The sequence below is a fragment of the Frigoribacterium faeni genome (genome assembly GCF_007988805.1).
Lineage (GTDB): Bacteria > Actinomycetota > Actinomycetes > Actinomycetales > Microbacteriaceae > Frigoribacterium > Frigoribacterium faeni.
Window position 1 is genome coordinate 83,847 of sequence record NZ_BJUV01000005.1, and the last position, 15,606, is coordinate 99,452.

Sequence of the window (15,606 nt, forward strand, 5' to 3'; positions counted from 1 at the left end):
TGACGATCGGGCTCGACCCCGCGCGCGCTCCTCCCGGGCGCGCGTTCCCATGAGAAAGCTGAGTTCCTCCGTGGCACGTTCGACCCCGGTGAAGAAAGCCATCCGCTCGCTGACCTGGCTTCTGGTCATCATCGCCGGACTGACCGCGCTGAACGGCACGGCGACCCTGCTGAACGACTCGGGCCGTGAGGGCTGGTGGAACGGCGCGAGCTGGGTGCCCGAGTTGGCCCTCGACCTCCAGGGCGGGACGCAGATCACCCTCGCCGCTCAATTGCAGAGCGGCGAGACGGTGTCCAGCCAGCAACTCGACCAGGCCGTCACGATCATCCGTCAGCGCATCGACTCGGCCGGGGTCTCGGAGTCCGAGATCACGAAGCAGGGCACCCAGAACATCGTCGTGTCGATCCCGGGCCGTCCCGACAACGCGACGCTCGAGCGCATCGAGGCCTCGGCGAAGCTCTCGTTCCGCCCGGTCCTGTTCACGGGCGCGGCATCGACCGCGGCGGTCGGAGGCGAGGGCGACGGTGCGACGGCCAGCCCCAGCGCGACGCCGTACACCCCGAACCCCGACCTCGAGAGCACGCCGACGACGTCGCCCACGAACGGGTCCGACCTCGCCTACATCACGCCTCAGCTGGCCGACGTCTACGAGAACTACGACTGCGCGGCCGACAACGACCTCGCCACGGCCCCCGACGACGAGCCGCTCGTCACCTGCTCGACCGACGGCACCTCGAAGTACATCCTCGGCCCGGTCGAGGTCCAGGGCAGCGACATCAGCGACGCCACGAACGGCCTCGCCACCGACTCCCAGGGCAACTCGACGAACACCTGGGCCGTCAACCTCGAATTCAACGGTCAGGGCAGCGATCAGTTCGCCGAGGTCACGTCGCGGCTGGTGTCGCTCCAGGCTCCGCAGAACCAGTTCGCCGTGACGCTCGACAACCAGGTCATCACGGCTCCGTCCGCCAACGCCGCGATCACCGACGGTCGCGCCCAGATCACCGGTCAGTTCACTCAGGACAGCTCGAAGTCCCTCGCCGACCAGCTGAAGTTCGGCGCCCTGCCCCTCAGCTTCTCGGTTCAGAGCAATGAGACCATCACCGCCACCCTCGGTCAGACGCAGCTGGTCAGCGGGCTCATCGCCGGCCTCATCGGGCTCATCCTGGTCGTCGTCTACTCGTTGATCCAGTACCGCGCCCTCGCGTTCGTCACGGTGCTCTCCCTCGTCATCGCGGCGGTCCTCACCTATCTGGTGATCGCGATCCTCTCGTGGCGAGAGGGTTACCGGCTCTCGCTGGCCGGGGTCACGGGTCTGATCGTCGCCATCGGCATCACCGCCGACTCGTTCATCGTCTACTTCGAACGAATACGCGACGAGCTCCGTGACGGGCGGATCCTGGAGAACGCGGTCGAGTCCGGCTGGAAGCGCGCGATCCGAACGATCGTCGCCTCCGACACGGTCAACTTCCTCGCCGCCATCACGCTCTTCATCCTCGCCGTCGGCAACGTCAAGGGCTTCGCCCTCACGCTGGGCATCACGACGGTGATCGACCTGATCGTCGTGTCGCTGTTCACCCACCCGATGCTGCAGCTCATCGCGCGGACCCGGTTCTTCGGGGAGGGCCACTCCTTCAGCGGTCTGAACCCCAAGGCCCTCGGAGCCGTCTACCGAGGTCGCGCCCAGTTCCGCGAGCCGGTGGTCGCCTCCGGTCGGAAGAGAGCCGGCGGACGCGAGGCGGTCATCAGGCAGACGATCGCCGAGCGCAAGGCCGCCGAGAAGAACACCCGCCCGGTCGACGAGTCGACTCGCGACGAAGGGAAGAACTCCTGATGGCCAGTTTCTCGAAATTCGGCAACGACCTCTACACGGGGGCGCGGTCCTACGACATCGTCGGTCGACGCAGGACCTGGTACTGGATCGCTGCTCTCGTGATCCTCATCTCGGTCACCGTGCCGTTCCTCCGGGGCGGCTTCCACTTCGGCATCGAGTTCACCGGCGGCTCGGAGTTCCAGATCGCCCAGCCCGCCGAGCTCGACCAGGACCTCGCAGCTCAGACCGTCGACGAGGTGGTCCCGAACTCCAACCCGCGGGTGACCCAGGTCGGCACCGACACGATCCGGGTGCAGACGTCTCAGCTCGAGGCGTCGCAGACGAACGACGTCGCGGCGGCGCTGGCCACGGCCTACGACGTCCCCGACGACCGCGTCACCTCGTCGTTCATCGGCGCGTCGTGGGGTGCGGACATCACCGGTCAGGCGATCAAGGGTCTCGTGATCTTCCTGATCCTCGCCGCCATCGGCATGACCCTCTACTTCCGGACCTGGAAGATGTCGCTCGCCGCCATGGCCGCACTGCTCCACGACCTCGTGCTGACCGCCGGCATCTACGGCATCGTCGGCTTCGAGGTCACACCGGCCGCCGTCATCGGGTTCCTGACGATCCTCGGTTACTCCCTCTACGACACCGTCGTGGTGTTCGACAAGATCCGGGAGAACACCGCCGAGGACGGCGAGGGGTCCCGGCGGACGTTCGGTCAGTCCATCAACCTCGCGATCAATCAGACGCTCGTCCGCTCGATCAACACGTCGGTGGTCGCGCTCCTCCCGGTCGCGGCGATCCTGTTCATCGGAGCCTTCGTCCTCGGGGCCGGCACCCTGCGTGACATCTCCCTGGCCCTGTTCATCGGCATCCTCGTCGGCACGTACTCGACGATCTTCATCGCGTCGCCCCTCTACGCGACCCTGCGTCTGCGGGAGCCGGACATCGCCAAGCGGGACGCCCGCAAGCGCGAAGCGGCCGAGAACGCCCTCGTGGACGCATCGTGAACGCCCGCGACGACCTCCCCGGGATCTCCGCCGCCGAAGCCGTGAGCCGCGTCGCTTCCGGCGCCCGCCTCATCGACGTCCGGGAGCAGTCCGAATGGGACGCCGGACACGCACCCGCTGCGCAGCTGATCCCGCTCTCCGAACTGGGCGACCGCGTCGACGACGTCCCCACCGACGAACAGGTGCTGATCGTGTGTCACGCCGGGATGCGCTCTCTTCGCGCCACGGCCGCACTCCGACGGGCCGGCATCGACGCGGTCAACGTCGAGGGCGGCATGCTGGCCTGGCGCGACGCCGAGGGGGAGCTGGTCAGCGAGACCGGCGCCCCCGCGTCGGTCGACTGATCCAGAGCGAGTAGCGTTGCCCGGGCGACCCCGCCGGGCACGGTGCAGCCGAACGTCCGGGGGAGCAGTCCGTCAGCACGAGAGCGAGGGTCGGTTGTGACCGAGATCACCACGAGCAAGAACGCCGCCTCGCCGGAGCCCGCCGGCAACACCGCCACTCTCCGCACGCTCCTGCCCCGGCTGTTCTCGCGCAGCCAACCCGCCGGTGCGGTCGACCGCCTGGTCAAGACGGTGAGGATGCATCACCCGAAGGCCGACCTCGTCGTCATCGAGCGCGCGTACTCGGTGGCCGAGAAGGCCCATCGCGGTCAGCTCCGCAAGAGCGGGGAGCCGTACATCACCCACCCGGTCGCCGTGGCCCAGATCCTGGCCGACCTCGGGATCGGCTCGAAGACCATCGCGGCCGCGCTGCTCCACGACACCGTCGAGGACACCGACTACACGCTCGCCATGCTGCAGAACGATTTCGGCGACGAGATCACGATGCTCGTCGACGGCGTCACCAAGCTCGACAAGCTGAAGTACGGCGACAGCGCCCAGGCCGAGACCGTCCGCAAGATGGTCGTCGCGATGTCGAAGGACATCCGCGTGCTGGTCATCAAACTGGCCGACCGCCTCCACAACGCCCGCACCTGGGGCTTCGTCGAGAGCGCTTCGGCCACGCGCAAGGCGACCGAGACGCTCGAGATCTACGCGCCCCTCGCCCACCGGCTCGGCATCCAGACCATCAAGTGGGAGCTGGAGGACCTCTCCTTCGCGGTGCTGCACCCGAAGCTCTACGTCGAGATCGACAATCTGGTCAAGCAGCGCACGCCTCAGCGCGAGCAGTTCGTCCAGAACGTCATCAACGCCGTGAAGTCGGACCTGAAGTCGACGAAGATCCGCGGCGACGTCGTCGGCCGCCCGAAGCAGTACTACTCGATCTACCAGAAGATGATCGTCCGAGGGCGCGAGTTCGACGAGATCTACGACCTGGTGGGCATCCGCGTCCTGGTGAACTCCCTCCGTGACTGCTATGCCGTTCTCGGGTCGATCCACGCCCGATGGAACCCCATCCCCGGCCGGTTCAAGGACTACATCGCGACGCCGAAGTTCAACCTGTACCAGTCGCTGCACACGACGGTCATCGGTCCGAAGGGGCGCCCGGTCGAGATCCAGATCCGGACGCACGAGATGCATCAGCGAGCCGAGTTCGGCGTCGCGGCGCACTGGAAGTACAAGCAGCGGATGAACGGCGGTCGGGACGACTCGGCACCGGGCGCTCGGACCGAGACCGACATGGCCTGGCTCGCCCACATCTCGGACTGGCAGGCCGAGACGGCCGACCCGGGCGAGTTCCTCGACAGCCTGCGCTTCGAGATCGGTGCGAAGGAGGTCTACGTCTTCACCCCGCAGGGCAAGGTCATCGGCCTGCCGTCGGGAGCGACACCCGTCGACTTCGCCTACGCCGTGCACACGGAGGTCGGTCACCGGACCATGGGCGCGAAGGTGAACGGCCGCCTCGTCCCGCTCGAGAGCGCTCTCTCGAGCGGCGACGTGGTCGAGGTGTTCACCTCGAAGAACCCGGACTCCGGTCCGAGCCAGGACTGGCTCACGTTCGTCAAGAGCCCGCGCGCGCGGAACAAGATCCGTCAGTGGTTCACCAAGGAGCGTCGCGACGAGGCGATCGAGCAGGGCAAGGACGCCATCGCGCGGGCCATGCGGAAGCAGAATCTCCCGCTGCAGAAGCTGATGAACCAGGACAGCATCGCCGAGGTGGCCGCCCTCCTGAGGTACGACGACGTGTCGAGCCTCTACGCGGCGGTCGGCGAGGGGCACCTGTCGACGCAGTCGGTCATCGAGAAGATCCTGTCGGCCGTCCAGCAGCAGACGGAGGTCGAGGAGGGCGAGTTCGAGTTCCCGAGCAAGGGCGCCACTCGGCCGCTCCGCAACAGCGACTCCGGCGTGCTGGTCCGCGGCGCACCGGACATCCTCGTCAAGCTCGCGAAGTGCTGCACGCCCGTTCCCGGCGACCAGATCGTCGGCTTCGTCACACGCGGACAGGGTGTCAGCGTGCACCAGGCGACGTGTCACAACGTCCAGAGCCTGATGAACGAACCCGAGCGCATGATCGACGTCGAATGGGCGCCCTCGTCCAAGAGCGTCTTCCTCGTGCAGATCCAGATCGAGGCCCTCGACCGCAGCGGACTCCTCTCGGACGTCACGCGCGTGCTGAGCGAGCACCACGTGAACATCCTGTCCGCGAGCGTCTCCACCTCCGACGAGCGGCTGGCCCTCAGCCGCTTCGTGTTCGAGATGGGCGACACCACCCACCTCGACCGGGTGCTGAACGCCGTGCGTCGCATCGATGCCGTCTACGACGTCTACCGGGTGAGCGCGGGCTGACGCGGACGCTCCGTGGTGCCACCGGGACGTCTCGTCACGGCCCGGCGGCCCGGATCGTCACGGTCCGAGGGGATCGACGACCGACCGCAGTCGTGCCCACGCGCGCACCCTGTTCGGCAGCCGTGCATGGCGGTCGATGAGCCGCCTGAGCTGCGGTGCGCTGATCGCGTGGGCCCGGATCAGATGACGCACGCGACGCTCGTCGAGGGGAGTCCAGGTCGACGACCTCGCGATGTCGAGCGCCGTGCGGCAGGGGGTCGTGACGCGGATGCCCGCCAGGTCGACGACCTCGTCGTCCGCGATGACCATCTCGCTGATCGCGACCCTCGAGGTCCTGTCCCGGTGTCGTGCGTCAGGGGGCACGATCCCGTGATGGCGCCACGGTGCCGTGCCTGACGCCATCCAGATCCACGCCGCGGTGTCACGGGCCGCCACGACGTGCCGCTCGAACAGCACCGTCACCGAGGAGGCGCGGATGCGGGGGTCGTCGACGGTCGCGATCTCGGCCCAGGCGTCCCCGACGGCGTAGAGGTCGCCGTCGAGGGTCGCGGCGCGGAGATCGACCTCGGGCAGGTCGGCGGTGGTCAGGAGCCGGAGAGGAGACGGATGCACGCTGACAGCCTGGCCGACGGTCACCGCGACGACGAACCGCCCGCCTCTCCTTGTGGAGAGACGGGCGGTCCGGTCGATCGCGGGTCAGGCGCCGAGGGCGTCGAGCCAGACCTTGCGGGCGTCGAGCGCCTCGCGGGCGTCCTTGACCTTGCGGGCGTCACCCGTCGCCTCGGCGGCGGCGAGCTCGTCCTCGAGCTTGGTGATGGCGTCCTGCAGCTGGCTGGCGAGGCCCTCGGAGCGGGCCTTGCGCTCCGGGTTGTTCTTCTGCCAGTGCTCTTCGTCGAGGACGCGCACGTGCGACTCCACCTTGCGCAGTCGGTCCTCGACCGAGCGCAGCTGCTCGCGCGGAACCCGGCCGATCTCGTCCCAGCGGAGCTGGATGGAGGTGAGGGCCTCGCGAGCGGGGACCCGGTCGGTCACGGCGAGGATCTTCTCGGCCTCGTCGAGGAGCTCGAGCTTCTGGGCGAGGTTCGCCTCGTACTCGACGTTGTCCTGCGCGGCGACCTCGCTCTTCGCGGCGTAGAGGACGTCTCCGGCGCGCTTGAAGCGCGCCCAGAGGGCGTCGTCGTACTTCTTGCCGGCGCGTCCCGCGCGCTTCCAGTCGTCGAGGAGGCGGCGGTACTCGGGGATGCCGTCGGCGCCCTTGCCGGCGAGGGCGTCGGCGGAGTCGACGAGGGCCTGCTTGCGCTGACGCGCCTCACGGTGCGTCGAGTCGAGCTCGGCGTAGAAGGCCTTGCGGTTCTGATCGATGGTCGACCGTGCGGCACGGAAGCGCTTCCAGAGCTCGTTGCCCTCGCCCTTCGGGATGCGAGGGCCGTCCTGCTGATGCTTCTGCCACCGCGAGAAGATGTCGTCGATGGTCGCGGTGACCTGCTTCCACTGCACCCGGGCCGGGTCCTGGGCGGCGAGCGTCTCGGCCTCGACGACCAGGGCCGTGCGCACGGCGACGGCCTCGGCCAGCGCCTCCTGGGCCTCGGCGCTCTGCTTCTGCGTCAGCTCGCCCACCGTCGAGTCGAGCGCGCCGACGCGTGTCCGCAGCTTCTCGAGGTCGCCGACGGCGCTGGGCTCGATGAGGAGCTCCTTCAGGTGCTTCACCGTCTTGCTGACGTCGGACGCGGAGGCGCCGCGCGCCACGCGCTGCTCGAGCAGCGTGACCTGCCCGTTCAGCTCGGTGTACTTGCGTTCGTAGTAGGCGAGCGCCTCGGCGGGCGTCGCGTCGGGGTATTGACCGACGGCGCGTTCGCCGTCGGACTCGCGGACGTAGACGGTGCCGTCGTCGTCGACGCGGCCCCAGGGTGCCTGATCGTCAGTAGCCACTGTTGTCCCTTGCTGGATGTGCTCGTCACAGAGCCCAGGACGGGTCTCGGCGATGGGTCCCCAGCCTATTGCACGGTCGACGACCGCGGCCTACTCGATGGACGCCGCCGTGATGGTCGTGTCGACGACGGGTGCTCCGTCGGTGGTCTGCGAGGCGCCCTCGGGCTGCACCACCCCGGCGTCGGCGACGTTCGCCACGAGCTGGTCGAGTCCGTCCGTCACCGAGCCGACGATCGTGTAGCCGCCGGTCGAGGCGTCGAGATACGTGTCGCCGTAGGTGATGAAGAACTGGGTGGACTGCGAGTTCGGGTCGCTGCCCCGGGCCATGGCGATAGTCCCGGCGGGATAGAGGCCGTCGCTCGGCACGTTCTCGAGGGGCCCGAAGGTGAACCCGGCGTCGCCCGTGCCGTCGCCGTTCGCCGACCCGCACTGGAGGAACTCGGCCGAGTCGGCGTCGCTCAGCCGGTGGCAGGCGGTGCCGTCGTAGAAGCCTTGCTGGATCAGATCGATGACGACGGAGGCGGCCTGCGGGGCCTTCTCGCCGTCGAGGCTGATGGCGAGCTCGACGTCGTCGTTGAGGTCGAGCTCGCCCGTCCAGACGCGATCCTCCGCGATGTCCGAGCTGGGGACGTCTCCCGTCGAGGTCGCCGACGCGCTGGGGGAGGGGGTGGGCGAGGAGGACGCCTCGGGGGCGCCCGGCCCGGAGGTCGTGTAGACGACCTGGGTGACGACGGCCAGCGCGATCACGACGAGGACCGCCGCGGAGGCGATCACGTTGTCCCGGCGGCGGCGGCCCACCTGCGCGGAGTGGACCTTCTGTCGGGCGTTGTACCGCCGAAGCCTGTCGCGTGCCTCACGGTCGTCTCTGCTCGGTGCCACGTGTCCTCCATGCCCGTATCGATCTCGAACCGAACTGTATCGGAGCCTCGACGGGGGTCGTCGTCGGTGGCCCGGTCTAGCATGGGTCCCCATGAGCCCGCTCCCGCAGAGCTCGACCCCACTCGCGGTCCGCATGCGCCCCACCAGCCTCGACGAGGTCGCCGGGCAGCGGCACCTCCTCCGCCCGGGATCGCCCCTCGTCACCCTGGCCTCCGACGTCTCGGGCGAGCAGGGTGCGGTCTCCGTCATCCTGTGGGGGCCTCCGGGCACCGGCAAGACCACCCTCGCCCAGGCCATCGCGCACAGCTCGGGCCGGCAGTTCATCGAGCTCTCCGCGGTCACGGCCGGGGTGAAGGACGTCCGTCAGGTGATGGAGAAGGCGCTGACCAACCGCGACCTCTACGGCACCACCACCGTCCTCTTCCTCGACGAGATCCACCGGTTCACCAAGGCGCAGCAGGACGCCCTGCTGCCCGGCGTCGAGAACGGCTGGGTGATCCTCATCGCCGCGACCACCGAGAACCCCTCGTTCTCGGTCATCACGCCTCTGCTGTCCCGGTCGCTGCTGCTGACCCTCGAGCAGCTCAGCGACGACGATCTCGGCGACCTGGTGCGACGAGCCGTGCACGACCCGCGCGGGCTCGGAGACACCGTCGTCCTGGACGACGAGGCCCTCGCGACGATCGTGCGACTCGCCTCGGGCGACGCGCGCCGTGCGCTGACGGCCCTCGAGGCCTCCGCCCAGTCGGCGGCGGCCGCGAGCCTGCGACCTCCGTCCGAGCAGGGGGCGGACGCCGGGGCCGACTACGATCCCGACGCCGAGTACGACGACGATCCCGACGACGCCCGCCCGATCATCACCGCCGAGACGGTCGCGCAATCGGTCGACCGGGCGCTGCTGCGCTACGACCGGAACGGCGACGAGCACTACGACGTCATCAGCGCGTTCATCAAGTCGATCCGGGGCTCCGACGTCGACGCCGCTCTCCATTACCTCGCCCGCATGATCGAGGCGGGGGAGGACCCGCGCTTCATCTGTCGACGGGTCATCGTCTCGGCCGGAGAGGACATCGGCATGGCCGATCCGAACGCCCTGACGGTCGCCGTCTCCGCCGCGACGGCCGTCCAGATGATCGGGATGCCCGAAGGCCGCATCCCGCTCGCCGAGGCGGTCGTCTACCTCGCGACCGCCCCCAAGTCGAACCGGGCGTACTCCGCGCTCGACGCCGCGATCGCCGACGTCCGGGCCGGGAAGGCCGGCCGGGTGCCGAAGCACCTGAGAGACGCGCACTACCCGGGGGCGAAGCGCCTCGGGCACGGCAAGGGCTACCGCTACGCGCACGACTCGGAGTTCGGCGTGGTCGAGCAGCAGTACCTGCCCGACGAGCTCGTCGGGCACGAGTACTACGATCCCACCGCGAACGGGAACGAGCGCGACGTCGCCGCCCGACTCGAGAAGCTCCGACGCATCACCCGCGGCCACTGATCCCGGTCGCGACACGCGTCCTCCAGGCGCTTCGCATGGGCCCGGTTCGTCCTGTATGCTCGTGGGGTTGCCTGTTCTCGGGCGTCGACGCGCGGCTGCTGACGACGACCCGATCAAGGTGAGCCGACCTGTAGCCGGTCGCCACCGCGGCACTCACCCCTCTTGTTACGCCGCTCGGCGCTCGCGCGCTGGGGCGGTCCATGACGAACCTCCGACAAGAAAAAGGAACAAGTGTCCACCAAGTCACGTACCCGCAGCAAGACCCGTCTGTCGCGTGCCCTCGGCATCGCCCTGACCCCGAAGGCCGCACGCTACCTCGAGAAGCGTCCGTACGCTCCGGGCGAGCACGGTCGCACCAAGCGCAAGGCGGACAGCGACTACGCCGTCCGTCTGCGTGAGAAGCAGCGCCTGCGCGCCCAGTACGGCATCCGCGAGGCTCAGCTCAAGATCGTCTTCAACGAGGCTCGCAAGGCCTCCGGCCTGACCGGTGAGAACCTGGTCGAGCTCCTCGAGACGCGTCTCGACGCGCTGGTCCTGCGTGCCGGTTTCGCCCGCACCACGGCCCAGGCCCGCCAGATGGTCGTGCACCGTCACATCCTCGTCGACGGCAAGCTCGTTGACCGTCCCTCGTTCCGCGTCAAGCCCGGTCAGATGATCCACGTCGCGGCCAAGAGCGAGAAGATGGAGCCCTTCCAGGTCGCAGCCGCCGGCGGTCACGTCGACGTCCTGCCCAAGGTCCCCGGCTACCTCGAGGTCGAGATCGACAAGCTGCAGGCCCGCCTCGTGCGACGCCCGAAGCGCGTCGAAGTCCCCGTCACCTGCGAGGTCCAGCTCGTCGTCGAGTACTACGCCGCCCGCTAGTCACCCGCACGACAGCACTCCGAGGGAGCGCGCCACGATCCGTGGCGCGCTCCCTTCGTCGTCGGCGGACCGTGCCGCGCAGGCGGGTAAGCTGACGTGTCGTCCCGTGCGCCGTCCGCACGACATCCGTGAGGAGTCCCCGTGAAGAGCCTGATCCTGCTGACCGTCGGCGTCGTCGCCGGCTTCGCCCTGGCGCACCAGTACAACAAGACGCCCAGCGGCCGCCGCTTCTTCGGCGGGCTCGACGGCAGCCTCACCTCGTTCCGCGCCGCCGTCGTCGACGGGTACCGCGCCCGGGAGGCCGAGCTGCGTTCCGACGACGCGAGCTGACCGCCCGCTCGCTCCGCGCCTCCTCGTCGCCCCACCACCTCGATCACCCACCCGGAGAACCATGCAGACCGCCGAGATCCGCCGCCGTTGGCTCGACTACTTCGGAGACCGAGGCCACACCGTGGTCCCCTCCGCCTCCCTCGTCAGCGACGACCCCAGCCTGCTCTTCACGGTCGCGGGCATGGTCCCGTTCATCCCGTACCTCACCGGTCTCGTCCCGACCCCGTACCCCCGAGCGACCAGCGTCCAGAAGTGCATCCGCACCAACGACATCGAAGAGGTCGGCAAGACGCCCCGCCACGGCACGTTCTTCCAGATGAACGGCAACTTCTCGTTCGGCGACTACTTCAAGGAGGAGGCGATCGGGTACGCCTGGGAGCTCCTGACGTCGAGCGAGGAGGCCGGGGGGCTGGCCTTCGACCCCGCCGACCTCTGGGTGACCGTCTACGAGGAGGACGACGAGGCCATCGCCCTCTGGAAGAAGATCGCGGGCCTGCCCGACGAGAGGATCCAGCGGCTCGGCAAGGACACCAACTACTGGCACACCGGGCAGCCGGGCCCGGCCGGCCCGTGCTCCGAGATCTTCTTCGACCGCGGTCCGGCGTTCGGCGCCGACGGGGGACCGGCGACCGACGACGACCGCTACGTCGAGATCTGGAACCTCGTGTTCATGCAGTACCAGATCGAGAACGTGCGATCGAAGGTCGACTTCGACATCGTCCGCGAGCTCCCGAACAAGAACATCGACACCGGGATGGGCCTCGAGCGCGTCGCGTTCCTCAAGCAGGGCGTCGACAACATGTACGAGATCGACCAGGTCCGGCCGGTGCTCGACAAGGCGGCCGAGCTCTCCGGTCGCCGGTACGGAGCGGTCCACGACGACGACGTGCGGATGCGCGTCATCGCCGACCACGTCCGCAGCTCCCTCATGCTGATGTCCGACGGCGTCCGACCGTCCAACGAGGGTCGCGGCTACATCCTGCGCCGGCTCCTCCGTCGCACCGTGCGCTCCATGCGCCTGCTCGGAGTCGAAGGGGCGACGTTCCCGCAGCTGTTCCCCGAGTCGCGTGACGCGATGAAGTCGGCGTACCCCGAGGTCGAGACCGACTTCGACCGCATCTCCCGTCTCGCCTACGCCGAGGAGGAGACCTTCCTCCGGACGCTCGCCGCCGGGACGACCATCCTCGACGAGGCGGTCGTGACGACCCGTGCGTCGTCCACGGGGGCGACACCGCGCCTGGCGGGGGACACCGCGTTCCTGCTGCACGACACGTTCGGCTTCCCGATCGACCTCACCCTCGAGATCGCCGCGGAGAACGGACTCGACGTCGACCGTTCGGCGTTCGACTCGCTCATGTCCGAGCAGCGGGCCCGCGCCAAGGCCGACGCCAAGTCGCGCAAGGTGGCGCTGGCCGATCTCAGCGTCTACAGCGACTTCCGCGCCAAGGGTGAGACGGTCTTCACCGGCTACGACGTGCTCGACACGCCCACCCGGGTGCTCGGCATCATCGTCGACGGCGTCTCCGCCGATCGTGCCGTCGCGGGCGACATCGCCGAGGTCATCCTCGCCGAGACCTCGCTGTACGCCGAGTCCGGCGGCCAGGACGCCGACGCCGGCACCATCGTCGGGGCCGGCTTCGACCTCGAGGTGCTCGACGTGCAGAAGCCGGTCAAGGGGCTGATCAGCCACCGGGTCCAGGTCCGTTCCGGCGAGGTGGGGGTGGGCGACTCCGCCACCAGCGTGGTCGACCCCGTCTACCGACGAGGAGCGACGCAGGCGCACTCCGCGACCCACCTCATCCACGCCGCGCTCCGCGAGGTCCTCGGACCGGAGGCGCACCAGGCCGGCTCGTACAACAAGGCCGGTTACATGCGCCTCGACTTCAACTGGAACCAGGCGCTCAGCCCGGCCACGCGCGGAGAGATCGAGGAGATCGCGAACAACGCCATCCGCGACGACCTGCCCGTGGTGACCCGGGAACTGGCCCTCGACGAGGCGCGGTCGATGGGCGCCATGGCGCTCTTCGGCGAGAAGTACGGCGAGACCGTCCGCATGGTCGACATCGGCGGCCCCTGGTCTCGCGAGCTCTGCGCCGGGACCCACGTCGGCTCGAGCTCGCAGGTCGGACTCATCAACCTCATCAGCGAGACGTCGGTCGGCTCGACCAACCGTCGCGTCGAGTCGCTGGTCGGGCTCGACGCCTTCCGGGAGTTCGCCAGCGAGCGGGCCATCGTGGCGCAGCTGACGTCATCGCTGCGGGCGCCGCGCGAGCAGCTCGCCGATCGCGTCGGGGACCTCGTCGCCAACCTCAAGTCGGCCGAGAAGCGGATCGCCGAGTTCGAGCGCGCCCAGCTGTCCACCCGCGTGCCCGCCCTCCTCGAGACCGCCACGACGATCGGCGACCTCACGGTCGTGGCGCAGACCGTCGGGGCCCTCCGCTCCACCGACGACCTCCGCTCCCTCGTGACGTCGGTCCGTGAGCGACTCGGCTCCCACTCCGCGTCGGTCGTCGCGCTGGCCGCCGACGTCTCGGGCAAGCCCGCGGTGATCGTGGCCACGACGGAGTCCGCACGAGGTGCCGGCGCTCGCGCCGGTCAGCTCGCCAAGGGCGCGGCCGCCGTGCTCGGCGGGGGCGGAGGCGGAAAGGACGACCTCGCCCAGGGCGGCGGTTCGGACGTCGGAGCCATCCCGCAGGCGCTGGCCGGCATCGTCGCCGCCCTGCGGGGCTGAGTCCCGCATGCGAGAAGGCGTCCGGATCGGCGTCGACGTGGGCAGGGCCCGCATCGGCGTCGCCCGGACCGACCCGCACGGGATGATCGCGACGCCCGTCGAGACCGTGCCCCGCGCCTCCTCGGGATCCGACGACGTCGCGACGATCGTCGGCCACGCCGTCGAGCTCGCGGCCGTCGAGATCGTGGTCGGGCTCCCGCTGTCGTTGTCGGGACGCGACACGCCGTCGACGGCGGACGCCCGGCACTTCGCCGACGCCCTGGCCGCGGCCTCGTCCGTCCCCGTCCGCCTGGTGGACGAGCGCCTGTCTACCGTCAGCGCCCAGGGTGCACTCCGCGCCTCCGGACGCAAGGGCAGGAGACAACGATCCGTCATCGATCAAGTGGCCGCTGTTATCATCGTCCAGCATGCGCTCGACCTCGAGCGATCGAGTGGTCGCCCACCCGGTCAGCTCGTGAGCGCCCCCGACGCCGATGAGGGCGGCGGAGCCGAACCCGACACCGACGAAGGACGTTGATTCGTGGCCGACGACCCCCAATGGGACGACATCTTCTCGTCCCAGCCGAGCACCGACCCGCCGAGACGCTCCGCGGACGCGGATCCTCCGACGGACGAGGCGCCGCCCGTCGACCGGCAGGTCGCCTCGACCCGGCGCGAGCAGCGTGAGCGCGAGCGGACGCCCGCTCCCCGAGCGGAGCGCGAGCCGCGCACCCGCCGTGGACGCGGATCCGACGAGCCCCGTCCGAAGGGCCGTCACCGGGGCACGATCATCCTCGTGTCGATCCTGGTGGTCGTCCTCGCCGGCGGGACGGCCGGCGTCGTGGCCGCCTGGGGCGCCGTCGCGCCCCTCGTCGCCAAGATCACGGGCGACGACGCCCCCGCCGACTTCACCGGTGGCGGCAACGGCACGGAGGTCGACTTCGCGATCGTCGACGGCCAGGTCGGCTCCGACATCGCGGCGAACCTCGCCGACAGCGGCGTCACCAAGAGCTACGAGGCGGCGTACGCGATCCTCCTCGCCGACACCACCCTGACGTTCCAGCCCGGCACCTACTCCCTGCAGCAGGAGATGAGCGCGCAGTCCGCGATCGACGCCCTGCAGGACGACGCGAATCGGATCGTCAACCGCCTCGTCATCCCCGAGGGGACGGCTGCGGTCGACATCTACAGTCTGCTCTCCCAGGCGACCGACATCCCCGTCGACCAGATCACCGCCGCAGCGCAGGATCCCGCCTCGTTCGGGCTGCCGGCGTCCGCCACCTCCCTCGAGGGGTACCTGTTCCCCGCCACCTACGACCTCGACCCGACGCTCGACGCGCACGGATACCTGCAGCTGATGGTCGACACCCAGGTGGCACGACTGACGGCACTCGGCGTCCAGCCGGCCGACTACGAGAAGGTCATCACCCTCGCCTCCATCGTCCAGCGGGAGGCCGGACTCGCCGCCGACTACCCCAAGGTGGCCCGGGTCTTCCAGAACCGCCTCGACGACGGGATGCTCCTGCAGTCGGACGCGACGGTCGCGTACGGGACGGGCAACACCCATCGGGTCACCACGACCGACGAGGAGCGCGGCGACGCCTCGAACCTCTACAACACCTACGTGCACGAGGGGCTGCCCGTCGGGCCGATCTCGAACCCCGGCGACCTGGCGCTCAACGCGGCCGTCAACCCCGCCGACGGCACCTGGCTGTACTTCGTCACGGTGAACCTCGACTCGGGCGAGACCACGTTCTCGACGACCTTCGCCGAGCATCAGGTGGCCGTCGCCCAGTGGCAGGCCTGGATGCGCGAGCACCCCGAGTACCAGTAGGCGATCGCACCGCCGTGAG

At 69.4% G+C, this 15,606-nt stretch carries 13 protein-coding genes; 10 read left to right on the forward strand and 3 right to left on the reverse strand.

The genetic code is table 11. The annotated features are described in order from the left end of the window. Window positions 1–70 precede the first annotated feature (70 nt). From secD to FFA01_RS03825, 4 genes are all read left to right on the forward strand, one after another. The gene (gene secD / locus FFA01_RS03810) at window positions 71–1,834 is read left to right on the forward strand and encodes a protein translocase subunit SecD (RefSeq protein WP_146853166.1); all 1,764 of its coding nucleotides are present in this window, start codon (window positions 71–73) and stop codon (window positions 1,832–1,834) included. Further along, window positions 1,834–2,829 (forward strand): protein translocase subunit SecF, encoded by a 996-nt coding sequence (gene secF, locus FFA01_RS03815; RefSeq protein ID WP_146853168.1) that lies wholly within the window; start codon window positions 1,834–1,836, stop codon window positions 2,827–2,829. The genes secD and secF overlap by 1 nt, the downstream gene beginning before the upstream one ends. Next, window positions 2,826–3,173 (forward strand): rhodanese-like domain-containing protein, encoded by a 348-nt coding sequence (locus FFA01_RS03820; protein WP_208720841.1) that lies wholly within the window; start codon window positions 2,826–2,828, stop codon window positions 3,171–3,173. The genes secF and FFA01_RS03820 overlap by 4 nt, the downstream gene beginning before the upstream one ends. Before the next feature lie 237 nt (window positions 3,174–3,410). Continuing rightward, on the forward strand, window positions 3,411–5,558 hold the full coding sequence (locus tag FFA01_RS03825; RefSeq protein ID WP_244289685.1) for a RelA/SpoT family protein: 2,148 nt from the start codon (window positions 3,411–3,413) through the stop codon (window positions 5,556–5,558). 57 nt (window positions 5,559–5,615) lie between these two features. Here FFA01_RS03825 and FFA01_RS03830 read toward each other — a convergent pair whose 3' ends face one another. The 3 genes from FFA01_RS03830 to FFA01_RS03840 all read right to left on the reverse strand — a co-directional run bounded on the left by FFA01_RS03830 (window position 5,616) and on the right by FFA01_RS03840 (window position 8,366). Beyond that, window positions 5,616–6,170 (reverse strand): type IV toxin-antitoxin system AbiEi family antitoxin, encoded by a 555-nt coding sequence (locus FFA01_RS03830; RefSeq protein ID WP_146853170.1) that lies wholly within the window; start codon window positions 6,168–6,170, stop codon window positions 5,616–5,618. Between the two features lie 84 nt (window positions 6,171–6,254). Then, the gene (locus tag FFA01_RS03835) at window positions 6,255–7,487 is read right to left on the reverse strand and encodes a DUF349 domain-containing protein (protein ID WP_146853172.1); all 1,233 of its coding nucleotides are present in this window, start codon (window positions 7,485–7,487) and stop codon (window positions 6,255–6,257) included. Between the two features lie 90 nt (window positions 7,488–7,577). Next, on the reverse strand, window positions 7,578–8,366 hold the full coding sequence (locus FFA01_RS03840; RefSeq protein WP_146853174.1) for a peptidylprolyl isomerase: 789 nt from the start codon (window positions 8,364–8,366) through the stop codon (window positions 7,578–7,580). 91 nt (window positions 8,367–8,457) lie between these two features. Between FFA01_RS03840 and FFA01_RS03845 the strand changes: the two genes are divergently transcribed. The 6 genes from FFA01_RS03845 to mltG all read left to right on the forward strand — a co-directional run bounded on the left by FFA01_RS03845 (window position 8,458) and on the right by mltG (window position 15,587). After that, on the forward strand, window positions 8,458–9,852 hold the full coding sequence (locus tag FFA01_RS03845; protein WP_146853176.1) for a replication-associated recombination protein A: 1,395 nt from the start codon (window positions 8,458–8,460) through the stop codon (window positions 9,850–9,852). Between the two features lie 231 nt (window positions 9,853–10,083). Next, window positions 10,084–10,713 carry a 30S ribosomal protein S4 gene (rpsD, locus tag FFA01_RS03850; protein ID WP_146853178.1) on the forward strand — a complete coding sequence of 210 codons (630 nt, stop codon included), beginning with the start codon at window positions 10,084–10,086 and terminating at the stop codon, window positions 10,711–10,713. 141 nt (window positions 10,714–10,854) lie between these two features. Continuing rightward, window positions 10,855–11,043 carry a hypothetical protein gene (locus tag FFA01_RS03855; RefSeq protein ID WP_146853180.1) on the forward strand — a complete coding sequence of 63 codons (189 nt, stop codon included), beginning with the start codon at window positions 10,855–10,857 and terminating at the stop codon, window positions 11,041–11,043. 61 nt (window positions 11,044–11,104) lie between these two features. Then, window positions 11,105–13,774 carry an alanine--tRNA ligase gene (gene alaS / locus FFA01_RS03860; protein ID WP_146853182.1) on the forward strand — a complete coding sequence of 890 codons (2,670 nt, stop codon included), beginning with the start codon at window positions 11,105–11,107 and terminating at the stop codon, window positions 13,772–13,774. 7 nt (window positions 13,775–13,781) lie between these two features. Further along, complete coding sequence (gene ruvX / locus FFA01_RS03865) at window positions 13,782–14,291, forward strand: Holliday junction resolvase RuvX (RefSeq protein WP_146853184.1); 510 nt, start codon at window positions 13,782–13,784, stop codon at window positions 14,289–14,291. A gap of 3 nt (window positions 14,292–14,294) precedes the next feature. Continuing rightward, window positions 14,295–15,587 (forward strand): endolytic transglycosylase MltG, encoded by a 1,293-nt coding sequence (gene mltG / locus FFA01_RS03870; RefSeq protein ID WP_146853186.1) that lies wholly within the window; start codon window positions 14,295–14,297, stop codon window positions 15,585–15,587. Window positions 15,588–15,606 lie beyond the last annotated feature (19 nt).

Bases quoted from the DNA above. Each gene is read 5' to 3' on its own strand.
- secF (WP_146853168.1), top strand. From the start codon at position 1,834: ATGGCCAGTTTCTCGAAATTCGGCAACGACCTCTACACGGGGGCGCGG.
- FFA01_RS03825 (WP_244289685.1), top strand. From the start codon at position 3,411: ATGCATCACCCGAAGGCCGACCTCGTCGTCATCGAGCGCGCGTACTCG.
- FFA01_RS03845 (WP_146853176.1), top strand. From the start codon at position 8,458: ATGAGCCCGCTCCCGCAGAGCTCGACCCCACTCGCGGTCCGCATGCGC.
- alaS (WP_146853182.1), top strand. From the start codon at position 11,105: ATGCAGACCGCCGAGATCCGCCGCCGTTGGCTCGACTACTTCGGAGAC.
- ruvX (WP_146853184.1), top strand. From the start codon at position 13,782: ATGCGAGAAGGCGTCCGGATCGGCGTCGACGTGGGCAGGGCCCGCATC.